The organism is Actinomycetospora sp. ABD4_176 (assembly GCF_056311855.1).
Window position 1 is genome coordinate 5617841 of sequence record NZ_CM149974.1, and the last position, 22653, is coordinate 5640493.

17 protein-coding genes are annotated in these 22653 nt (G+C 73.6%); 1 reads left to right on the forward strand and 16 read right to left on the reverse strand.

Features of this window, described 5'->3' with window-relative positions; translation table 11 throughout:
* The 6 genes from ACYX4T_RS27270 to ACYX4T_RS27295 all read right to left on the reverse strand — a co-directional run bounded on the left by ACYX4T_RS27270 (position 1) and on the right by ACYX4T_RS27295 (position 9108).
* Positions 1–1137 (reverse strand): Gfo/Idh/MocA family oxidoreductase, encoded by a 1137-nt coding sequence (locus ACYX4T_RS27270; RefSeq protein WP_476012340.1) that lies wholly within the window; start codon positions 1135–1137, stop codon positions 1–3.
* Positions 1134–2240: a saccharopine dehydrogenase NADP-binding domain-containing protein gene (locus tag ACYX4T_RS27275; RefSeq protein WP_476012341.1), complete on the reverse strand. Its 1107-nt coding sequence runs from the start codon at positions 2238–2240 to the stop codon at positions 1134–1136. Before ACYX4T_RS27275 ends, ACYX4T_RS27270 begins: the two co-directional genes overlap by 4 nt.
* On the reverse strand, positions 2237–5086 hold the full coding sequence (locus ACYX4T_RS27280; RefSeq protein ID WP_476015382.1) for an amino acid adenylation domain-containing protein: 2850 nt from the start codon (positions 5084–5086) through the stop codon (positions 2237–2239). The genes ACYX4T_RS27275 and ACYX4T_RS27280 overlap by 4 nt, the downstream gene beginning before the upstream one ends.
* Positions 5010–6710, reverse strand: a complete 1701-nt coding sequence (locus ACYX4T_RS27285) for a condensation domain-containing protein (RefSeq protein WP_476012342.1) — start codon at positions 6708–6710, stop codon at positions 5010–5012. The genes ACYX4T_RS27280 and ACYX4T_RS27285 overlap by 77 nt, the downstream gene beginning before the upstream one ends.
* Before the next feature lie 26 nt (positions 6711–6736).
* Positions 6737–7411, reverse strand: coding sequence for a class I SAM-dependent methyltransferase (locus ACYX4T_RS27290; RefSeq protein ID WP_476012343.1), 675 nt, complete (start codon positions 7409–7411; stop codon positions 6737–6739).
* 95 nt (positions 7412–7506) lie between these two features.
* Positions 7507–9108 (reverse strand): aminotransferase class III-fold pyridoxal phosphate-dependent enzyme, encoded by a 1602-nt coding sequence (locus tag ACYX4T_RS27295; RefSeq protein ID WP_476012344.1) that lies wholly within the window; start codon positions 9106–9108, stop codon positions 7507–7509.
* A gap of 98 nt (positions 9109–9206) precedes the next feature.
* Between ACYX4T_RS27295 and ACYX4T_RS27300 the strand changes: the two genes are divergently transcribed.
* Entirely contained in the window at positions 9207–9935 is a 729-nt protein-coding gene (locus ACYX4T_RS27300; protein ID WP_476012345.1) for a thioesterase II family protein, read from the forward strand.
* Positions 9936–9942: 7 nt separating this feature from the next.
* On the opposite strand, the gene ACYX4T_RS27305 is transcribed toward ACYX4T_RS27300, so the two are convergent.
* From ACYX4T_RS27305 to ACYX4T_RS27350, 10 genes are all read right to left on the reverse strand, one after another.
* Positions 9943–11646, reverse strand: a complete 1704-nt coding sequence (locus ACYX4T_RS27305; RefSeq protein WP_476012346.1) for a (2,3-dihydroxybenzoyl)adenylate synthase — start codon at positions 11644–11646, stop codon at positions 9943–9945.
* A gap of 46 nt (positions 11647–11692) precedes the next feature.
* On the reverse strand, positions 11693–12712 hold the full coding sequence (locus tag ACYX4T_RS27310; protein WP_476012347.1) for a FecCD family ABC transporter permease: 1020 nt from the start codon (positions 12710–12712) through the stop codon (positions 11693–11695).
* A gap of 137 nt (positions 12713–12849) precedes the next feature.
* The gene (locus tag ACYX4T_RS27315) at positions 12850–13905 is read right to left on the reverse strand and encodes an ABC transporter substrate-binding protein (RefSeq protein ID WP_476012348.1); all 1056 of its coding nucleotides are present in this window, start codon (positions 13903–13905) and stop codon (positions 12850–12852) included.
* The gene (solA, locus tag ACYX4T_RS27320) at positions 13902–15116 is read right to left on the reverse strand and encodes an N-methyl-L-tryptophan oxidase (protein WP_476012349.1); all 1215 of its coding nucleotides are present in this window, start codon (positions 15114–15116) and stop codon (positions 13902–13904) included. The genes ACYX4T_RS27315 and solA overlap by 4 nt, the downstream gene beginning before the upstream one ends.
* A 5-nt stretch (positions 15117–15121) precedes the next feature.
* The gene (locus ACYX4T_RS27325) at positions 15122–16420 is read right to left on the reverse strand and encodes a DegT/DnrJ/EryC1/StrS family aminotransferase (protein WP_476012350.1); all 1299 of its coding nucleotides are present in this window, start codon (positions 16418–16420) and stop codon (positions 15122–15124) included.
* Positions 16417–17190, reverse strand: coding sequence for a class I SAM-dependent methyltransferase (locus ACYX4T_RS27330; RefSeq protein ID WP_476012351.1), 774 nt, complete (start codon positions 17188–17190; stop codon positions 16417–16419). The genes ACYX4T_RS27325 and ACYX4T_RS27330 overlap by 4 nt, the downstream gene beginning before the upstream one ends.
* A 13-nt stretch (positions 17191–17203) precedes the next feature.
* Positions 17204–17974 carry a class I SAM-dependent methyltransferase gene (locus ACYX4T_RS27335; RefSeq protein ID WP_476012352.1) on the reverse strand — a complete coding sequence of 257 codons (771 nt, stop codon included), beginning with the start codon at positions 17972–17974 and terminating at the stop codon, positions 17204–17206.
* 31 nt (positions 17975–18005) lie between these two features.
* Complete coding sequence (locus tag ACYX4T_RS27340) at positions 18006–18830, reverse strand: ABC transporter ATP-binding protein (protein WP_476012353.1); 825 nt, start codon at positions 18828–18830, stop codon at positions 18006–18008.
* Between the two features lie 184 nt (positions 18831–19014).
* Entirely contained in the window at positions 19015–20745 is a 1731-nt protein-coding gene (locus ACYX4T_RS27345; RefSeq protein ID WP_476012354.1) for an ABC transporter ATP-binding protein, read from the reverse strand.
* Positions 20742–22583 (reverse strand): ABC transporter ATP-binding protein, encoded by a 1842-nt coding sequence (locus ACYX4T_RS27350; RefSeq protein ID WP_476012355.1) that lies wholly within the window; start codon positions 22581–22583, stop codon positions 20742–20744. Before ACYX4T_RS27350 ends, ACYX4T_RS27345 begins: the two co-directional genes overlap by 4 nt.
* Positions 22584–22653 lie beyond the last annotated feature (70 nt).

Genomic DNA, 22653 nt, shown 5'->3' on the forward strand with positions numbered 1-22653 from the left:
TCACGTCCGGTCGGCGCCGGCCGCCGCCGTGACGGCCGTCAGCTCGCCCACCGGCAGCGGTCGATGGATTTGTCGGGGACGCAGCGCCGGATAGCCGAGCGCGGTCGTCACGTCCTGCCAGAGGCGGCACAGGGTCAGGTGGTACTGGGCGGAGGTGAGCGCGGCGGCGGTGCCGCCCGTCCCGAGGGCCCGTTCCCGCAGCAGGAGCAGGTCCGCGCCGATCGCCGCGGGCCACCACTCGGCGAGGATCCGGCGGTAGCTCGGCGGCGCGGGGTCGAGCGGCACCAGGCTGGGCTCGTCCAGGTGCGACGCCGAGGCGGTGTCGAAGTCGAAGGCGTCCTTCACCGAGTCGGGGATGTGCAGCCGCGGAGCCCAGGTCACGGGGCCGTGGGTGTCGGCCAGCGCGAGCCGCCCGGCGTCGGTGTCGACCGTGATCTCCTGGAGCAGGCCCAGGTGGTTGTCGGGGTCGTCGGGGTCGATCTCGTGGTGCACGGTCAGCGTCACCGGGGTGCCGGCGATCGAGCCCGTCACCACGGAGAACGGGGTCCTCGCCGTGTTCTCCGTCGTCCCGGCCTCGGCAGACACGGCGGGGTCGGCGGAGGCGACGTGCCACGGGCGGACCCCGCCCAGCGCCTCGGCGAGCAGGTGGACCAGCGGGAAGGCCACCTGGATCGCGCAGGCTGCGCGGACGTGGCGCGCCGGGCGGTGGGCGAGCACCGTGCGGGCCACGGCCGCGAAGTGCCGCGCGGGCGGGAGGTGGACGTAGAGGTCGCCGAGCAGGTAGGCCACGCCGTGACGCCGGGCGACCTGCAGGCACCCCGCCACGTCGTCGTGGTGCACCGGTTGTTCCTGCAGCACGTGGATGCCCCGGGCCAGCAGGCGCCGGGCCAGGTCGCCGCCCGCCCCGCCGGTCACGCCCGAGCGGACCACCACGCACGCGACGTCCACCTCGGCGGGCAGGTCGTCGGGGTCGAGGTACAGCGGCACCCCGTGCCGGCGGGCACAGGACCGCGACTGCGCGCTGCCCCGGCTCAGGAGGCCGACCAGCTCGAACTCGTCGGTCAGGCCGGCGAGGGCGGCCAGGTAGAACTGCCCGAAGGTGGTGCCGCAGACCACCACCCGCAGCGGGCGGCTCACAGCGCTCCCTCCTCGATGGTGGCGAGCGCCGCGATCGAGGTCTCGAGGACGTCGGGTCCGCCCACGCCCATCGCGGCGAGCCCGGCCACCGCGGCGAGCGGGTCGAGGGCGGCGGCGGCGACGTGGGCACCGGGCTCGACCTCTCCGTGGAGGACGGCGAGGGCGGTCACCGCGGTCACCGCGGCGGTCACCTCGGACACCCCGGGGCCGCGCAGCAGCGCGGTGCGCGTGCGCGCGGCGCCGTCGGTCTCCCCGTCGAGCTGGGCGAGGAAGGTGGTCGAGGGCGGCTGACCCGCCGCGTCCAGCTCGGCCGCGCGGCAGAGGTCGGCGACCGCCTCGGAGCGGGGCCGGGTCCGCGCGTGGTCGAGCGCGACCGACCACGCCTCCGGCACGACGCTGTACCAGTCGGCGCGGGACAGCCCGAGCAGCTGCGCGACGGTGTCGCCCTCGTCGTCGAGGTAGGGCAGCGCGGCGACCTCACCGGGGAAGAAGGGCACGGCCTCGCCGACCCGCCGGGTCAGCGCCCCGGAGCGGCGCCGTCCGTCGCGCCAGGCCGCGAGGGGCTCGCTCGTCCCGTCCAGCGCGCCGTCGAGGAAGTCCGACGCCGCGCCCGGGGTGAACCGGTCGCGCACGCCGACGTAGGCGATCAGGGCGTGCGTGGTCGTGAGCTCCCGGGCGGCCAGCCAGCGCGGCAGGAGGCCCGACAGCCCGGGCCACGCGCCGGCCGCGAGTACCGCACGGCGCGTGGCGGCCGCCGGGTCGCGGGCGAGGGCCGCCGCGACACCCGCGTCGCCCCCGGCGTCGACGTGGTCCGCACCCGCCGCCCACGCCGCCCGGGCCGCCCGGGCCGCGAGGCCCGCCGAGGGGCCCGCGCAGTCGACCACCAGGGAGCAGCCCCGGACGAACGCGGCCAGCGACGTGTCGTCGGCGACGTCGACCCGTGCCACGGTCACGTCCGCGCGCGGCTCCGCCCACCCGGAGACGACCTCGGTGACGGCCTCCGGGCGCCGCGAACCGACGAGCAGGCCGCCCTCGACGTGGCGTGCCAGCAGCCGGCCCGTCGCCGCGCCGACCCCGCCCGAGGCGCCCAGCAGCCCGATCACAGGACCCCCTCGTCGACCTCGATGGCGATGCTCCCGATCTCCGCGGCCACCGCGCGCACCGTCGGGTCGGTGAAGAACCGCCGCAGGGACACGGTCGTGCCGAGACGCTGGGCGAGGCTCTCGACGAGCCTCGTCGCGAGCAGGCTGTCGCCGCCGAGCGCGAAGAAGTTCTGATGCCGTCCGATGTCCCGGACTCCCAGCAGGTCCCCCCAGACTCCGGCCACCGAACACTCGAGGTCGCCCTGCGGCGGCTCGGTCGGCTCGGCCGGGCGGTCGGTGCCGAGGACGGTGCCGAGCGCGGCGCGGTCGAGCTTGCCGTTGTGGCCGAGCGGCAGCCAGGCGACGACCTCGACACGCTCGGGCAGCATGTGCTCGGGCAGCAGAGCGCTTGCGTGCTCCCGCAGCTCGACCGTGTCGACGTCGCGGGCGTCCGCGGGGCGGCACGCCCGCAACAGCACGGTCGGCGACCGGCCCGGAGCGTGGTGTGCGACGTCCGCCCACCCGGCGTGCTCGAGCAGCGTCGTCCAGCGGTCCGGCGGCAGGGTCGGCGATCCGGCCGCCCGGCGCTCCGCGTCGAGATCCCGGTAGCCGTGGTCCAGCAGGGCCGCGGTGACCAGCGCGAGAGGGCCGAGCTCGCCCTGCTCGATCGCGAACAGCCGTCCGCCGGGGCGGGCCAGCAGACGGGCCAGCGCCGGGCCCTGGGTCGGGTCCGGACATCGGTGCAGCGCGCCGGAGGCCAGGACGACGTCGAAGCGGTGCCGGAGCTCCGACGGCACGCGGGGGGCGGGGAGCAGGTGCGTCCCCGTCTCGTGCGGGAACGGGTCGAGCCGGGTCGCCGCGTCGGCGAGCATCCCGGTCGAGCGGTCGAGCAGCGTGTACCGCACCTGATCGGGGGTGAGCGCCTCGAGGAGGCGCGCGGCGGTGAGGCCGGCGCGGCCGTCGAGCTCGACGACCTCGACGGGGCGCCCTTGCGCCGCGGCCAGCGCGGCGATCTCCCCGGCGACGTCCGCCAGTGCCGCGCGGCCGTCGGGGTCCCGGTCGGCGAGCGCGGCCGGCGCCAGGAGCTCGTCGTCGAGGAGGACCGCGGGGTCGAGGTCGCCGGCGAGGATCCGGCGGTAGTCGTCGATCCGGGACAGGAGGCGGTCGTGGACCGCGTCGTCCCGGTCGCCGTCGGCCCCGGTGTCCCGGCGCTCCGCCGGCCGCGGCGCGGCCGGCAGACCCGGGCCCGACGTGACCGCCTCGGCGTCACCGGTCAAGACCTCGCGCTGCAGCAGGTACCGCAGCCAGAGAGCGACGACGGGACGGTGGGCCTCCGCGATCCACCCGTCCCCGAGCGGGTCGACCGGCTCGCTCCGACCGTCGAGCAGCGTGTCCAGGCCGAGGGCACGGACCAGGACGGTGTCGACGACATCCCCGGAGGTGTCCGACGGGTCGCCCACCGCGGAGCCGGCGGGGGAGGGGGCTCGTGGTGCCGGGGTGAGGGGAGGAGTCGCCTCGAGAACGGCGGCGACCAGTTGACGGTCGTCGGTGACGGTCGCCACGGCGCGGCCCACCCTCGGGTGGCCCGCCAGCACCGCCTCGATCTCCCCGAGCTCGATCCGGTGCCCGCGAATCTTCACCTGCTGGTCCGCGCGGCCGAGGAACTCGAGGGTCCCGTCCGGGAGGTACCGCCCGAGGTCGCCGGTCCGGTACCACCGCTGTCCGCGGTCGGTGACGAACTGCCGAGCGGTGATCTCCGGAGCGCCGCGGTAGCCCCGGGCGACGCCCGCCCCGCCGATCCACAGCTCGCCCGGCACACGGTCGGGGCGGTCGCGGCCTGCGCCGTCGACCACACGGAAGCACTGGTTGGCCAGCGGGCGTCCGTAGGGGATCGAGGTCCAGTCCGGGTCGACCCGCGCGACCTCCGTGAAGTTCGACCAGATCGCCGCCTCGGTCGCTCCGCCCAGGGCGACGAAGCGGCAGCGGGGCGCCACGGCGGCAACGCGGCCCGGCAGGTCCAGACCGACCCAGTCCCCGGACGCCATCGCGAGGCGTAGCGGCGGCGGGGGAGTGTCGCCGCTCTCGACGACGGTCAGGAACATCTCGAGCAGGACCGGCACCGAGTTCCAGACCGTGACGCCGTGCCGCGCCACCAGCTCCGCCCAGCGTCGCGCGTCCCGGCGCGCGGTGTCCTCGACGAGCACCACCGCACCGCCCGCCGACAGGAGCCCGAACACGTCGTACACCGACAGGTCGAACTCGAGGGCCGAGACGGCGAGAACACGGTCGGTGTCACCGACACCGAACCGGCGATTGATGTCCTCGACGGTGTTCACCGCGGCACGGTGGGTGATCTCGACACCCTTGGGCTCCCCGGTCGACCCGGAGGTGAAGATGACGTAGGCGAGCTCGTCGGGATCGACGGCCACCGGAGCGGGCGCCGGTGGCCCGGCGGTCGCCCCGTCGACGGTGAGCACCTCGGCGGCGGTCCATCCGTCGGCGCCGGCGGCGTCGGTGAGCACCAGCCGGGCTTCGGCGAGCTGTTGCATCCGTCCGCGTCGCGCGGCCGGCTGGTCGGGACCGATGGGCAGGTAGGCCCCGCCCGCCGCGAGGACCCCGAGGACGGCGACCACCTGGTCGGCGCCGCGGGGCAGGCTCACCACGACCGGCTCACCACGGGCGACTCCGCGGGCGCTCAGGGCTCCGGCCACCCGCAGCGCCCGGTCGGCGAGCTCGCCGTAGCTCATCGCCCCGTCGTCGCCCCAGAGCAGCGCCTCCCGCTCCGGGGCTTCACGCGCGCGGCGGAAGAACCCCCCGTCCAGCGTCCCAGCGGTGCCGGTGGGGGTGCCGGTCGCGTTGACCGCCACCCGGACCTGTCGCTGCTCGTCCGGCAGCAGGTCGGGGACCGGCTCGTCCCATCGTCCCTCGTCCAACCAGGTCACCAGATCGCGCAGCGCCGAGAACATCGCGTCCAGCACACCCGGCTCGAACGCGGCCTCGCGCGCGTCGGCGTTCAGCAGGATCCCGCCGTCGAACTCGCTGACCTGCACGTCGAGGTGGATTCTGAGGCCCCTGGGAGGCCACCCAGACCGGGTCCCCGAGACTCGACCGCAGCTGCGGGGAGAACAGGTCGCCGAACCCCAGCGCGCTGGTGTAGACGACGGGGGCGAGGACCGGCTCGCCGAGGAGCCGCGACGCGTCCCGGAGCACCTCGACGCCCGAGTAGCGGGCGTGCGCGGCGTCGGCGCGGAAGCGGTCCTGCAGCCGCCGGGCGCGCTCGGCGAACGAGCCCGGACGAGACCCGACCCAGCTCACCAGGACCGACGACGTGAAGTCGCCGACGACGGCGTCGACGTCGGGGTGCAGCGGCTCGCGGTCGAACAGGGGCAGGTTGAGCAGCAGGTCGGGCTCGGCGCTCCACGCCGAGAGGGTCTCGGCGACGGCCGCGGCCATCGTCATCGCCGGGGTCAGGCGGTGCTCGCGCGAGAGGTGCTCGAGACGGCGGGCGGCCTGCGGTGCGAGCCAGTGGCTGCGGCGGACCACCTGCGTGGGGGTCGCGTCCTCGCCCTCGGCGCGGACCGGGAGCTGGGGGGCGGGCGGCAGGCCGGGGAGACGCTCCCGCCAGTACTCCCGGTCGGTCTCGTACCGGAGGCGTCCCCCGGTCTTCCCCGCGGCCACGCGGTCGGCGCAGTAGCGCGCGAACCCGTACCCGAGATCGGGCAGCGGGGTCCCGGGTGAGGTGTAGAGGTGGGCGAGCTCGCTGAAGAGGGTCTGCACGCTGAGGGCGTCGGCCGGGATCATGTCCAGGTCGAGGTGAAGCCGTGTCCCGCCCGGCCGCAGGGCGTCCGGCAGCAGGGAGAGCGCCACGTCGAGCACGCGGCCCGACCGCACGTCCAGCTCCTGGGTCCACAGCCGGCGGCGCAGATCCGCGAGTGCGGTGTCGGCCTCGTCCGCCGTCAGGCCGCGCAGGTCGTGGACGTCCAGTCCCGGCCAGGGGTCGTGGTCGAGGATCTGCTGGCGCCCGTCGTCGCCGATGCGCACCCGCAGCATCCCGTGTCGCGCGATCAGCGCGCGGACCGCTGTCTCGAGGCGCTCCGGGTCGACGTCGACGCCGTCGAACTCGTAGCTGAAGTGTGCGGCGACACCCCCGAGCCGCTGACCGGGCGCCCGGCCCACCCAGTAGGCGTGCTGCATCGTCGTCAGGGCGAAGGGGGCCGACTCGTCGACGGGGTCGCCGGGACCGCCATGGTCGTCCGGGCTCGACCCGGGCTCGGCTCGCCGGGCGACGAGCTCCCGCCAGGCCGCGACGGTCGGCGCCTCCACCAGATCGGAGAACCCGACGCCGGAGCCCGTCAGCCGCCAATGACCCGCGAGCCGCATCATCGTCATCGAGTCCATGCCGAGCCCGATGAGGTCGGTGTGCTCGTCGACCTGGTCGACGGGGAGCTCCAGGACGGACGCGACGACGGCCCGCACGTCGTCGGGCGTCACGGGCCCCGCACCGTCGGTCGCGGGCCTCATGCGGTGCGGCGGGCCCACAGCAGGCCCTGCTCGAGGTCTTTCCAGACGCAGTCGACCTCGTCGAAGCCTGCCTCCTGCAACCACGCGAGGTGGTCCCGCACGTCGGCCGTGCCGACCCGGGCGTCCCAGTTGAGGTCGCGGGTGGGATCACGCTGGTAGAGCTCGGCGAGACCCGCTCGCGTGGGGAAGACCAGGTCGAAGGTGAGCAGGGCCCCGCCGGGCCGGACGATCCCGTGGAGGTCGCGGTAGACACCCCGGATCAGGTCCGGCTCCTCCACGTTGTGGACGGCCAGGGCCGACACGACGGCGTCGAACGGTTCGCCGAGACCGTCCAGCCAGCCGGGCCGGGTCATGTCGGCCAAATGGAAGGTGACGCGCGGGCCGAAGCGGTCCAGGCGGGTCCGGGCGGCCTCGATCATGACCTCCGAGTAGTCGTGGAGGGTGACCGACGCGTCGGGCCACCGTTCCAGGACCGCCTCGGCGAGGGCGCCGTAGCCGCCCCCGATGTCGAGCACCCTCGTCGGCCGGTCCTCCGCCGGGATCAGGCCCGCCAGCCGCTCCAGATGGGGCCGGCGCTCGTCGTCCCGTGTCGCATCACCGGAGATCCACTCGGAGACGTACTCCTCCGAGTGCCAGTCGTGCGTCCCGCTGGGCCGGAAGTCGGTGTCCATGCCACTCCCCAGGTGATCGAGTCGAACGTGTGATTTAAATGGTTGTCATTGTCGATAAAGGGAGACACGTCTCTCGGTCGCGTCGGCGGACGGGCTCAGCGCCCGGGCGACGGCATCAATGCCTCGGGTCGTTCACGCAGCGCGCCGGCGAGTGACCGGAGGGCGACGCCGGTCGCCGCGATCTCCTCGTCGGTGAGCAGCAGGGACGGGGAGAACCGGAGGTAGTCCATCGCCGGGCCGAAAGGTGCCGTCCGGATCCGGTGTTCCCGCAGCAGGAAGCCCGCCGCGGCGAAACACAGCGCGCCGCCCCGGGCGAGCTCCCGCACACCCTCGTGCGCGGCCTCCGACTGGTCGCTGACCGACACCGCGAGCATCAGTCCCAGGCCGTTCACGCCGCCGAGCACGTCGGGGAACTCGGCGCACACCGTCGACAATTCTTCCCGCAGTCGGTCCCCTCGTTCGGCAATGGTCCGATAGGTGCCTCCGTCGTCGGTCTCCAGCATCTCGAGAACCTTCAACGCGATCCGTGCGGAGAATCCGTCGCGGGCGAACGTCGAACTGTGGATGATGTCGAACTCCGGTCGGAAACGGCCGGCGCGGATGAACGCCAGCGCGTTCTTGGCGATGCCGCCGCCGAGGCCCTTGGCGAACGCGTAGTAGTCGCCGACCAGTCCGAGCTGCGCGCTCGCGAGCATCGAGCCGGTGCGGCCCATGCCGCTCTGCACCTCGTCCACGATGATCGGGCAGCCCAGCGCTGTGCACGTCTCGCGGATCCAGGCGACGAGGTCGGGGGAGACCGTGGCCATGCCGGCCCATCCCCGGACGGGCTCGACGAGGAAGCCGGCGACGCGCGGCATCTCGCGCTCGACCACGCGGATACCGGCCCCCTCGACGGCGAGGTCGAGCACGCCGACCCGCACCGCGCCGAGGGACGCCTCCCGCGCGGTCCCGTCGTCCGGTGACAGGAAGCACGCCCCCGCGGCGAGGCCGGCGAAGGGGGTCCGCCACAGGGGATTCTGGGTCATCTGGAGGGACCCGATCAGCTTCCCGTGGAAGGAGTCCTCGAGAGCCAGCCAGACCGGGGGCAGGGCGCGGCGCCGTGTGTTCTCCACCTCGATGGCGGCGACGGCGGCCTCGACACCGTCCGGGGTCGACCCTGTGGCGCCGGCGAGGAGGCCGTCCGGATCGGTGACCACCGCTCCGTCCGTCGCCGCGCGTCGGGCCTCGTCGAGATGCTCCGCGATCAGCGCGGTCTGCTCGGCCAGCCGGGCCCCGCGCTCCAGCTCGGCGTGCTTCATGCAGACCTCCACGGCCTCGGCCCCGCTGTTGGCGAAGACGGCGTGGTGGCGCTCGGTGCTCCCGGTCTCGCGGGCGATCGCGGCATCGAGGATCCCGGCGACACGGTCGGAGACGGTCTGCCACGACAGCTGCGCGTAGACGGGGACCTGCGCCTCCAGCGCGGCCTTCGCGTGCTCGACGAGCTCGGGGTGGTGGTGTCCGAAGATGAGCGTCCCGAGACCGCCGGCGTGGTCGAGCACGGCGACCTCGGTGCCGTCGCCGTCGTGGAACCAGAGCGTGTTCCCGGACGCCCGGACGTATTCGACACCGAGCCCCATGCCGCCGAGCCACGCCGCGAGCGCGGAATCGGGGCTGTCGTCGTCCCGACGGGAGTCGTGTTCTACGAGAGTCTCGGTCACGTCGCCATTCCCTTTCGTCTGATCGTCGTCCGGCGGCGATCGGTTCGGTGGCCGGTTCCACACCGCGAATTCGGCCCCCCTGTCCCACAATGGCTCCCATGCTCACCGTCCTGCACCGGGGATCGCCCGGCTCGCCGACCGTCGTCGCTTTTCCGCACGCGGGCGGGAGCGCCCGATTCTTCGCGCACTGGTCCGCGGTCCTGCCCGGGACGACGCTGATCGGTGTCACGTATCCCGGTCGCGACACGCGGGTCGACGAGTCCTACGCCGACGGGCCCCACGGTGACGACCTGGCCGGTGCCGCGCGCGCCGTCGCCGACGCGATCACGGCCGACGGGCTGGGGTCGCCGGTGCTCGTCGGTCATTCGATGGGTGCCTACGTCGCGTACGAGACGGGCGCCGCGCTGACCCGCGCGGGCGCGGCGGGCGTGCGGGTGGCGGTCTCCGGGCAGAACTCCCCCGACCACCGCCCGGGCACCGCGCTTCACCGCGCGGACGACGCCGCCCTCGTCGACGACGTCCTCCGGCAGAACCCGGCGTCCGCGGCCGTCTGGGAGGTCGACGAGCTGCGCGCGATGTTCCTGCCCCCGTTGCGCGAGGACTACCGGGTGCTCGAGACCTACGTGCCGACGTCGACCGAGGTGGGCGAGATCCTCGTCTGTCACGGCGACGGGGACGAGGAGGTCTCGCCCGAGCGCCTCGCCGGCTGGAGCGCCCGAGCCGTCCACGTCCACCCGCGGGCCGTGCTGTCCGGAGGCCACTTCTACCTGCAGGCCCCCGACGTGCAGCTCCCGCGCCGGCTCGCGGCCTGCTTCGGGCTGGCGTGAGTGGCGCTCATCCATGGTCAGCCCCACGGTCGGCCCCACGGTCGGCCACTGCCTGCGCCGTCAGCGACTTCCGATCGACCTTGCCGATCTTGGTCAGCGGGAGCCGATCGATCGGCTCGATGCGCTCCGGGAACTTGAAGCTCGCGACCCCCCGCTCCTGGAGGAAGACCCGCAGGGTCCGCAGCGTCGGGAGCTCCGCGTCCTCCTCGGTCACCAGGTAGACGCAGACGCGCTCCCCGAGGCCGGGGTCGGGCACCGGCACGGCGGCGACCGACCGCACCGCCGGGTGGGCGAGCAGATGGCCCTCGAGCTCCTCGCACGGCACCTTGTCACCGCCGCGGTTGATCACGTCCTTCACCCGGCCCTCGATCACCAGGTGGCCCGACGGCAGCCGGCGGGCGAGGTCCCCGGTGCGGTAGTGGGCGTCGGGGGTGAACGACTCGGAGCTCCCCGCGGGCACGCCGAAGTACCCGCGCACCGTGGACGGGCCGCGTGTCCAGAGCTCGCCCACCGCGCCGGGCTCGACGTCGTCGCCCTCGGGGTCGACGACGCGGATCTCGTCGCCGGGGCTGGGCGGTCGGCCCTGGGTGGTGAGGACGAGTTCCTCCGGGTCGTCGAGCGCCGTCATCGTCAGCAGACCCTCGGCCATGCCGTACACCTGCTGGAGCCCGCATCCGAGGACCTCCACGGCACGCCGTGCGGTCTCGGGCCGGAAGACCGCGCCCCCGACCTGCAGCATCCGTAGGCTCGACAGGTCGCCGCTCTGCCACTGCACCGCGTGCGTCCAGAGATCCACGATGGTGGGCACGACCGTGCTCCAGGTGACGCGTTCGCGCTCGATGAGCGGGAACACCTCGTCCGGGCTCGAGGACGGCGCCATCACCGCGGTCCCGCCGGTCTGCAGCGTGCCCAGCAGGCCCGGGCAGGACAGCGGGAAGTTGTGGGCCAGCGGCAGGGTGGCGAGGTAGACCTCGTCGCGGTCGAGTCCCGCCGCCTCGCACACCGTGGGCAGGTAGGCGTAGTTCTCGTGCGTCCGCGGCACCAGCTTGGGTGCCCCCGTGGTCCCGCCGGACATGACGCACAGCGCGATGCCCTCGGGATCGACGTCCGGGAAGTCCGCACCGGCGTCGTCCCCGGTGTCGTGCGCGGTGTCGTGTGCGGCGAGGTCCGCGAGCGGCGTGAACCCTCCGGTGTCCCCGGCATCCCCGGCGACGACGACGTGGCGCAGGGTCGGGACGTCGTCGAGCAGCGCGGCGGCCTGGGCGCGGTAGTCGAAGCCGCCGTGGCCGTCGGGGACGACGTAGGCGACGGGCTCGGCGATCTCCATGACCGACCGGAGCTCGTGCTGTCGGTAGGCGGGCATGACGAGCACCGGGATGGTTCCGAGCCGTGCCGACGCGAAGAGCACCTCGACGAACGCCGCCGTGTTCGGCAGCTGGATCACGACCCGGTCGCCCGCACCCACGCCCAGGTCCCGCATCCCGCGGGCCAGCCGGTCACAGCGGCGATCGAGCTCCGCGTAGGTCAGTCTCGTGTCCCCGGACACCACCGCGATCGCGCCGTGGTGCCGCTGCGCGGAACCACGGAGCATCGCCCCGAGCGTCTCGCCGCGCCACCAGCCCCGCCGCCGGTACTCCGCGGCCACCTCCTCGGGCCACGGCGCCCACACGGGGCTGCCCGCCGCGGACCGGCTCCGCTCTGTGCTCGACACCGCGCTCTCCTCCTTCGTCCGCGAATCGCTGGATCGCCGGGTCATGTCATCGGTTCATGGCCCCGGTCCGGGAACGCCGGAGCAGCCACAGGAAGAAGGGGGCGCCGACGAGTGACGTCACGATGCCCACCGGCAGCACCTGCGGGCTGACGGCGACCCTGGTGATCAGGTCGGTCACCACCAGGAAGATCGCGCCGGCGAGCGCCGACACCGGCAACACCCGGCGGTGGTCCGGACCGACCACCAGGCGCACGGCATGGGGCACGACCAGACCGACGAAAGCGATGCCTCCTGCAGCCGCCACCATCAGGCCGGTCATCAGGGACGTCACGACCAGCATGGCGATCCGGAACGTCCGCACGTGGATTCCCACCGACAGCGCGGTCTCCTCGCCGACCACCACGGCGTTGAGCGCCCGGCCCTGCACGAGCAGGTAGGCCCCACCGAGAACCACCCCGAGGGTCGGGAGGACCAGGCTCGACCAGGTCACATCGGACAGCGACCCGAGCAGCCAGAACAGCACCGAGGTGGCTGCTGACGGGTCGTCGCTCTGGAAGATCAGATAGTTGGTCAGGCCCAGGAACAGGAAGCTCAGGACCACCCCGGCGAGCACCACGCGGGTCGGCGCGAACCGTCCACCCGCGCCCGCCGAAAAGGCGAGGACCAGCACCGTGGACAGCAGCGCGCCGACGAACGCTGCCGCCGAGGTGGACAGGCCGGCGACCGCGGCGGACCCGAGCGTGATGACCGCGGCGGCCAGGAACCCGGCCCCGGAGGACACACCGAGCAGGTAGGGGTCGGCGAGCGGGTTCCGGACCACCGCCTGCAGCGTGGCGCCGACGACGGACAGGCCCGCGCCGATGACCGCGGCGAGTAGCGCGCCGGGCATCCGGAGCTGCCAGACGACCTGGTCCTCGAGCGGCGAGAAGGTCGCGGGCACCAGGTCACCGAGCAGGTGGTGGCCCACCACCTGCGCCACGGTCGGGAGTCCGATTGTCACCGTCCCGACCCCGGCGCCCACCCCCACGGCGAGCACGAGGACGAGCGACAGGACCGGTAGCACCACCGCGAGGGGCGTCTCCCGTGTGGACCGGGGCGGCCCGGACGTGCTCGGCTCGACTCCCTCGCGGTTGCCGCCGGTGGTGCGGCGATCCTCGGGAGCAGGGCGCAGCACCACTCGGCCCGGTGTCATCCTCGCCACGGCTACGCCTGGAACGCGGCCGGGTGCAGGAACGTGGCCATCTGACGGATGGCGCCGACCGTCTCGACGGCGCTGCCTGGGAGAGCCGCCGAGAAGTAGTTGATGAAGTAGATCCGGTTGTCGCGGATCGCGGGGACCGTCGGGAAGGTCGTCGCCAGCTCTGTGGTCACCGCAGCCTCGTCCAGGGCCCTCGGGTACGACTCCTGATAGATGAACGCCTGCGGGGCACCGCCGGTGATCGCCTCCACGCTCACCGGAGCGTTCGGGTTGTCCACCTGCGGGAAGATCGATTCTCCGCCGGCCGCGCGGAGGGCCTCCAACCCGATGCCGGACACCGGGTAGTACTGGCCGCCGTCGTAGACCGTGCCCGCGAACGAGGTGACCGGCGGGAGGTCGGCGACACGCCCCTCGACGTCGGCGAGGTCCGACCGCAGCTGCTGCGCGAGCGCCTGGGCCTGGGGCTGCACACCGAAGATCCGTCCGAGGTTCTCCAGATCGGTGAACATGTTCCCGACCTGGCCGGCGACGAAGTCGCACCCGGCCGCGGAGACGTACGACGTGATGCCCGCCGCGTCGAGCTGCTCGCGCGAGGCGCCGCCCTGGGCGGGGTCGAGCCGGTAGCTGCCCTCGCTGATGATCAGATCGGGCTGCGCCCCGAGGAGTGCCTCGGTGTTGGTCGACTCGCCGGGGCTGAGCACCGGGACGTTCGCGGTCTCCGGCGGCGGGACGAAGAAGTCCGTCCCGGACTGGCCCACGACCCGGTCCGCGACACCGAGCGCGGCGAGGTCCACCGCGATCATGGGGGAGAGGATCACGACCCGCTGCGGCGGGGCGTCGAAGGTCAGCGTCCGCCCGCAGCTCTCGACCGTCACCGGGAACCCGGGCGGGGCGTCCCCACCGCCTCCCTGCTCGGTGGAGCCGGACCCGCAGGCCGCGACGAGCATCCCGGCGAGCGCGACCAGCACGACCCGCACCGTCCGGCGGCGCGGCGTGGTCGTTCGCGCCGGCAGGCGTCCCGACAGGTGGCGCTCCCGTCCGGGGGACCTCGTCGGCATCATCGGCGTTCCTCTCGTGGCTCGGTGGCGCTCGCGTACTCGGGGGTGCGAGCGGCCGGTCGGGGGGCGGTGGCGAAGCGGTCGGGGTCGGTGAAGGGCACGGGGACCGTCGGCGGCTCACCGACGACCGTCTGCGCCAGGAACTCCCCGACGCCGGTGGCGTGCTTGAAGCCCTGCGAGCTCTCGCCGGCGGCGACGAGGATCCGGTCGTCGCCGCGGACCGGCCCGAGCAGGAACTGGTTGTCGGGGGTGTGGGTCCCCATGCAGACCGAGACACGCGACGGCACCGGGCGGACGCCGGGGACCGTCCGCGCGACCACGTCGGCGAGTCGTTCCCAGTCGTCGATCGACGTCGACCGGTCGAGGACGTCCGGGTCGATCTCGGGTGGCACCCAGCCGCCCTTGGCCTCCATGCCGAGCTTCACGTCCGGGTCCCCGACCGCGCCGCACCCCCACAGCACCATCCCGTCCTCGCACTCGCGCTTGAACATCGGGAAGCGGTCGAGCGCGTACTCGTCGGGCTCCGCGAGAGGCGCGAACCAGGTGACCGGTTTCCGGATCACCCGCAGCGGGAGCCCGGGCAGCAGCGACGCGCACCACGGACCCGCCGCCACGACCACGCGCTTCGCCCGCAGCTGACGGGTCGGGGTGTGCAGGACGACGCCACCGGGCACCGTCTCGAGCCGCAGGACCCGGGTGTCGGAGTACACGCGCGCGCCGAGATCGACCGCCGCCGCGATCGCCGCGATCACCGCGGCCTCGGGCCGCACGATCCCGGCCGCGGCCTCCCACACCCCGACCTGGTCGGGGGAGACGCCGACGTGCTGGGGCCAGCGCCGCGTGATCTCGGCGGCGTCCAGGGACTCCACGGCGATGCCGAACTCCCGCGCGTGGGCGAGCGTCCCGCCGATCATCCGCCCGTCCGGCGCGCCGATCATGAGACCCCCGCTGTGGTCCACGAGGTGCGTGCCGGTCGTCCTCTCGAGCTCGGTCCACAGGTCGAGCGACTGCCGCGCCAGCGGCACGAGGCCGCGGTGCTCGTAGCAGGTGAGCCGGAACATGCGGCTGCCCCCGTGCGACGAGCCGAAGGCGTGGCCCGGGGCGAACCGCTCGACCCCGACGACGTCGACGCCGCGGGCCGCCAGCCGCCACAGCGTGGCGGCACCCCACGCGCCCAGACCCAGCACCACGGTGTCGGCGTCGGTCCCGGTCATCGTCGTCACCCGGCCTTCTCGGTGTCGCGCTCGTCCGCCGGCCGGATGGCCGGTGGCGCCGGCCGAACCGGTCCGGCCGGGCCGGCCGGTCCGAGAACGGCGGTGAGCGACTCCTCGAGCGCGTCCACGAGATGGGCGACCTGGGCGTCGGTCAGCCCGGGGTGGCACGGCAGGTTCATGTGGCGGGAGAACCAGCTGTCCTCGGCCACCGGGCACTCGCCGGGGCCGTGACCCAGGTGGCGCCATTCGGGTCGCAGGTGCAGCGGGTAGTAGCGCAGCTGGATCTCCACGCCGCGGCCGTCCAGCTCCCGCACGAGCGCGTCGCGTGCCTCGGCGCCGGTGTCCAGGAAGAAGGTGTAGAGGTGGTTCGCGTGCTGGTCGCGCGGTGGCGCGCGATGGACCCGGACGCCGGCGAAGCGCTCCGCGACGGCGTCGAGCCGGTGGGCGATCTCCCGGCGCCGCCCGATCATGTCGTCGAGCTTCGCCAGCTGCGTGAGCCCCACCGCGGCGGCGGCCTCGGGCATGTTCGCGTTCGTCCCGCTGCGTACCACCGTCTCGTAGGCGCGCCGGTACGGGTCGTCGTGGAACTTCATGTACGGCAGCGCGTCCGGCTCGGGCTCGGCGTCGTCGACGCGGGGGACCACGTGGCCGTCGACGTCGTTCGCCCGCACCCGGCGGACGCGGCCGGCCCAGTCGTCGCGGTCGAGGGTGAGCATGCCGCCCTGGCCGAGGGTGGTGATGTTCTTGGTGGCGAAGAAGCTGTGGCAGCCGATGTCGCCCAAGCTCCCCGGCACCCGGCCGTCGTAGGTGGCGCCCAGTGCGTGCGCGCAGTCCTCGACGACGATGATCCCGTGACGCCGGGCCAGCGCCGTGATGCGCTCCATCTCGGCGGGCAGGCCGCCGTAGTGCACGAGGAAGACGGCCTTCGTGTGCGGGCCGATGAGCTCGGCGAGCGCGTCCGGGTCCATGTTGAGCGTGTCGGCGTCCACGTCGCAGAACGTCACTCGCGCCGGCTGGTCCAGTAGGGCCTGGATGGTGGCGTGGTAGGTCTGCGGGGTGACGATGACCTCGTCCTCGGGACCCAGCTCGAGCAGGCTGGTCGCGATGTCGAGGGCGACCGTGCCACTGGTGACCGTGAGGGCGTGGCGGGTCCCGGTCCGTGCGGCGAAGGCCGCCTCGAACTCCTCGCGGCGCTTCCCTCCCGACAGTGCCTCGTTCGAGCGGATGAGCTCCGCGACCGCGGCCAGGTCCTCGTCGTCGACGAGGCTCGCCCGGTGGTCGAAGGAGACGGAGTAGGGCGTCACCGACGCTCCTGCTCCGTCGACGAGCCCGCCCCCTCGGGCGGACGCATTCCCTCGACGAGGTAGAACGTGAGCTCGCGGTACATCATCGCCGTATCGGAGGGCGACTGGGTGCGCAGCACCCCGTCCATCCAGGCAAGGCGTTCGACCAGGACGTCCTCGAGGCCCGCGCGGCGCCACACGTTGCGGGTGGGCTCGAGGTCGCGGGCGTGGACGAGCGGGAGGAAGCGCGTGACCTCGGGCGGGTAGTCGTCGTTGTCCATCTCGCGGATCAGCTCCGGCGACCAGAGGCTGTCGATGGCGGTCACGCGTCCGCCCGCGCGCGTGAGAGCGGTCCACGCCGCGACCGCCTGCTCCGGCCAGGGCAGTGTCCACAGCACGTGCCGGGAGACGACCGCGTCGAACGGCCCGATGTCGGTCGGCGGGGCCTCGGCCGCCGCCTCGACGAGCGTCACGTCCAGGCCGCGGGCCTCGGCGTCGGCGCGGCAGACCTTGAGCATCTCCGGGGAGATGTCGAGGCCGACGACCCGGTGCCCGAGTTCCGCGAGGCAGAGCGCGACGTGGCCGGACCCGCAGCCGATGTCCAGGATGGAGATCGGTTCCCGCGGGGGGAACATCTGCGCGAGCAGCGACATCCACGCCTTACGCTGCGGGTCGTTGGAATTGAACAGCTCGTAGTTCGCGTAGCTCTCGGCCGTCGCGTCCCAGTAGCGCTGCATGGTCGAGGCCATATCGGCCTGCCAGCCGGTCGTGGGGTCGGTACGGGTGGTCATCGCGGGCGCTCCTTCACGATCGCGGGGTGGACGGCGGACTAGAGCGGTCGGGCCGGGTCCCCTCGACGAGGTAGTAGCGCCACCGCCGCAGCATCGGGCGCATGTGGACGTCGACCTCGGAGCGAACCAGGGAGTCGATCCACGTCAGCTCCTCCGCCATGAGGTCGCCGAGGCCGGCGCGATGCCATGCGTTGCGCACCGGCTCGAGGTCCTGGGCGTGCAGGAAGGGCAGGATGCGCAGGACCTCCTCGGGGTACTCCTCGCCCGCGGCCGCGCGGACGAGTTCCTCCGACCACAGCGCGTCGACGGCGAGCACCCGCCCGCCCGGCCGCACCAGCCCAACCCACGCGGCCACGGCCTGCTGCGGGTCGGGAAGCGTCCACAGGAGGTAGCGGGAGATCACCGCGTCGAACGGGCCCAGACCCGGCGGCGGATGCGAGACGTCGCCCTCCACCAGCGCCACGTCGGTGAAGCCCTGCTCGTCGGCCAACTTCCGGCAGACACCCACCATCCCGGAGGACACGTCGAGGCCGGTCACCGTGTGGCCGAGTCCCGCGAGGATCAGCGTCATGAATCCCGACCCGCACCCGAGGTCGAGGATCGACAAAGGGCGCTCGACGGGGAAGAGGCGGCGCAGCAGGATCGTCCAGGCCTGGCGCTGGGCGTCGGTCGCGTCGAGGTTGCCGTAGCTGTAGTCGCCGTCGGCGGCGGCGTCCCAGATGGCGCGGACCATGGCGGTGATGCCGGCGGGGGAGGTGTCGACGGGGGCGGCGTCGGTCGTCATCGGTCTCCTTCGTGGCGGGGACGGGTCGAGGTCATCCCGATGGGTGGTCGTGGTCGGCGACGGCCATCGCGGTCCCCGCGCTCTCCGGGGCGTGCGCGTGTGAGAAGGCCAGGAGCGGCCGGCCCGTCGCGGGGTGGGTCATCCGGTGCGCGCGGACCCCGAAGACGTCGTGCACCAGGCTCTCGGTGAGGACGTTGGCCGGTGACCCGACCGCGACGACCTGCCCGGCGCTGAGCACGCACACCCGGTCGCAGTAGGCGGCGGCGAGGTTGAGGTCGTGCAGGACGCAGAGGGTCGAGAGGTCCAGTGACCGCACGAGCTCGAGCAGGTCGAGGGCCGCGTTGACGTCCAGGTGGTTGGTGGGTTCGTCCAACAGCAGGAGCTCGGTCCGCTGGGCGAGGGCGCGGGCGAGCAGCACCCGCTGCTTCTCCCCGCCCGAGAGCGTGGCGAACGACCTCGACCGGTACGAGGCCATGCCGACCCGCAGCAGGGCGTCGGTGATGTGGCGCCGGTCGGCATCGCTCTCGCGGTCGAGCGCGCTCTGGTGGGGGGCCCGTCCGAGGGCGACGACGTCGTCGACCGAGAAGTCGAAGTCGGACGAGGACTCCTGGGCGACCAGCGCCGCGCGCCGCGCCACCGCCTTCTGGCGGAGCGCGGCCAGGTCCTGGTCGTCGAGCGTGATCGTGCCGGCGGAGGGGCGGATCGAGCGGTAGATCGTGCGCAGGAGCGTCGTCTTCCCGGACCCGTTGGGACCGACCAGCCCCACCTTCTCGCCGTCGGAGACCTCGAGGTCGGCCCCGGTCACGATCGGTACGGAGTCGATCGTCACCGACACCCCGTCGAGCGTGAGCCTCATCGAAGTCCTCGATCTCCTCGATCGTGTGGCTGGTACGGGGCGGGTGCTGACGGGGCAGCAATGTCCGGACGTCATGCGTCCCTCGATCAGGTGGCTGACGAGTCGCCCTGGGTGGCCGAACAGGCACTGACGGTAAAAGCAATGATAACCGTTGTCAATATCAACTGGCCCGAATCGTCCGGACTCAGGTGGTGACCCGCCAGCCCCGCGCGCGCCGGCGCTCGTGCCAGAACGCGGCGTACCGGCCCCCGGCGGCGAGCAGCTCGGTGTGGGTGCCGCGCTCGGCGATCCGTCCCTCGTCGAGGACGAGAATCTGGTCGGCGGCCACGACGGTGGGCAGCTGGTGGGCGACGACCAGCAGCGTGGAGCGGTCCATGAGGGTGTGCAGGGCGTCCCGGACGAAGCGCTCGTTCTCCGGGTCCAGCGCGGCCGTCGCCTCGTCGAGCAGGACGACGGGCGCGTTCTTGAGGATCGCCCGCGCAACGGACACGCGTTGCCGTTCCCCGCCCGAGAGCGACGTCCCGCCCTCGCCGACCGTGGTGGCCCACCCGTGCGGCAGGCGTTCGACCAGCTCCTCGACCCCGGCCATCCGCCCGGCCTCGCGGACCTCCTCGTCGGAGGCGTCGGGGCGCCCCATCCGGACGTTGGCCTCGAGGGTGTCGTCGAACAGGTACACGTCCTGGAAGACCAGGGCGAGCTGACCCATCAGGCCTTCGGTGGTCTGGTCGCGGACGTCGACCCCTCCGACGCGCACCGTTCCCTCGTCGACGTCCCAGAACCGGGCGACCAGCCGGGTGATGGTGGTCTTGCCCGAGCCCGAGGGGCCGACCAGGGCGGTCATCGTGTGCGCGGGCGCGCGGAACGACACGTCCCGGAGGAGGCGATGGCCGGGGTCGTAACCGAAGCCGACGCCGGCGAACTCGACCTCACCCGGTGCGGTCCGGGGTTCGGAGGAGTCCGGTTCGGGCAGCGGGCGCTCGTCGAGGACCGCGGCGATGCGGCGGACGTCGTTGCGAGCCTGGCGCAGGAGCCCGGCGAAGGCGGAGACCTCAGCGAGCGGACCGGTGAAGCGTGCGGCCAGGGCCAGCACGGCGATCAACGTCACCGGGTCGAGGCTGCCGCCGAGCGCCAGCAGGACGCCGACGACGATGAGGACGGTGAAGGTGAACTGCGCGGCGAAACCCCCGGCGACGAGCCCGGGCACCGACAGCCACAGGGCTCGCCGTCCGGCGACCTGTTGTGCGGTGATGGCCTCCTCGAGGGGTCGGTGGCCCTCAACGCCGCGGCCGAACGCCCGGAGGACACGCTGCGTCCGCGCGAACTCGACGACGCGGTCGCCGGCCTCGACGGCGGCGTGGTCGGTGAGCTCGTCGCCCCGGCCGATCAGGCGGGCCGAGAACCGGAACGCCACGACGAGCACCGGCGTACAGATCGCGGTGGCCAGCGCCAGGCGCCAGTCGAAGAACGCCATCCCCACCATGATCGTGGTCGGGGTGACGACGCCGACGACGAGCGGGGTGAGGAGGTGGGCGAAGAGGCCCGAGACGGTCATCGTCCCGCTGGTGACCAGCCGGGAGAGCCGCCCGACCTGCACGCCGGAGAACCAGCCCAGGGGCAGGCCGACGACGTGGTCGCCGACCCGCAGGTGCATGGTCCGCATCGCCTCCATGGACACCCGGAAGCCGGCCATGGCCTGCCGGTAGTGCGCGACGCAGGTCGCCGACGCGGCGAGCGCCAGCGCCCCCGCCCACCACCACGCGGCGGTGCGGTCGCCGGCCAGCAGGGCCTCCAGGACGGGGACGAGGAGCACCATCGCGACGCCCTGCACGACCGCGTAGCCGGTCACCCAGGCCCCGTAGGTCATCAGTGTGCGGCGGTGTTCCGGGCCGACGATCCGGACGAGGTCGTCGATCATCGTGAGCTCCCCGAGGCGTCGTGGACGTCCCACATCCGTGCGTACCGGCCACCGGCGGCCACGAGCTCGGCGTGCGTCCCGCTCTCGACGACCGCGCCGGCGTCCAGCACGACGATGCGGTCGGCCTCGGTCACCGTCGCGAGGCGGTGGGCGATGATCAGGAGCGTCCGTCCCCGAACCAAGGTGGAGAGGGCCTCCTGGATCGCCGCCTCCGACTCGGGGTCGGCGAACGCCGTGGCCTCGTCGAGCACGAGGACGGGAGTGTCGGCCAGGAGCGCCCGCGCGATCGACACCCGCTGCTGCTCGCCCCCCGAGAGCAGCGCGTCCTCGCCGACCACCGAGTCGTACCCCCGCGGCAGCGCGAGGACGCGGTCGTGGATCTGGGCGGCGGCCGCCGCGGCGTGGACCTCGGCGTCGGTGGCCTCCGGGCGGCCGAGCCGGATGTTCTCGGTGATCGTCCCGCGGAGCAGCTCGACGTCCTGGAGCACGAACCCGACCCGTCGGTACAGCTCGTCGGGGGCGATGTCGCGGACGTCGACGCCGCCGATGCGCACGGCGCCCGACCGCACGTCGTAGAACCGGGGGATCAGTGTCGCGAGCGTCGACTTCCCCGATCCGGAGGGCCCGACCAGCGCGGTGGCGGTGCCGGCCCCGAGGTGGACGCTGACGTCGCGCAGGACGTCGGTGCTGCCGTAGCCGAAGGTCACCCGCTCGACGCTGACGTCGTGGCCGACGGGCAGCCGCGGGTCGTCGGTCACGGGCAGCGCGGGGACCGCGAGGAGGTCGTGGATCCGCAGGGCCGCGGCGGCCGCGGTGCGGCGCGCCTCGACGCCGTAGCCGAGCACCACCACCGTCGTCGGGATCACCATGGCGACCAGGACCCCGGTCATCGCCTCGATCGGCGTGACCCAGCCCGCCCCGACGAACCAGAGGCCACCGACCACGTTGACCACGGCCACGAGCGGCGCCGAGAGGGCCATCGAGCTCAGCGCCTCGACCTTGAGCATCGGCCGGACCCAGGCCTCGTAGAAACCCCCGAACTCGGTCGCCGCGCGCCGATAGTTCTCGTGGGCGCGGCGGGTCCGGCCATAGGTCTTGATGACCGCGATGCCGCTGACGAACTCGACGACGGCGGCGCTGACCCGGGCGAACGCCGAGTCCATCTCCTCCATCATCTCGCCGTAGCCGTGCATCATCCAGGCGTAGGCGAGTCCGTAGATCGGGAGCGTGACCACGGCGAGCACGCCGAGCCGCCAGTCGAGCCAGACCAGGTAGGCAAGCCCGCCGACGGGCAGGACCGCCGCGGCCGCACTCTCGACGCTCTGGTGGGCGACCAGGTGGTGCATGTCGGTGACGTCGTTCTGGGCCGACTTGCGCACGGATCCCGACGCGTTCTCGGTGAACCATCCCAGCGGGACGCGGCCGAGATGGGCGATCATCCGCCGACGCACGTGGGCCTGCAGCCGGACGTCGGCGAAGTGCGTGATGCTCAGCGCGGTCCAGGAGCAGAGGAGCCGCAGGGCCAGCCCGGCGACGACGAGCCACGTGACGAGCTGGACCGCCGACCGGTCGGTCGACCCCGGGGCCAGGAGCAGCTCGGCCAGCCCGGCCAGCCCGGCGAACGGCACCAGGCCGGCCAGGGCGCCGAGTGCCGACAGCGCGACCGCGAGCCGCGTCGGCCAGATGACCGGGCGGCGCAGCTCCCGCAGGGCGGCGGCCGCGCGCCGGCCGCTCGATGCGCCGTCCGCGGGCTCCGCGCCCGGTTCCGCGGAGGCCGACGCCGGTGCCTCGAGATCCTCGTCCGCGTCCACCGGGGTGGTGGCGCCCGCCGCGCTCACGGCGTCCGCCGCGTACCGAGGCGGCGTCCCGGCTCGAGCAGACGCTGCGACGGTGGGATGCGGATCGGCA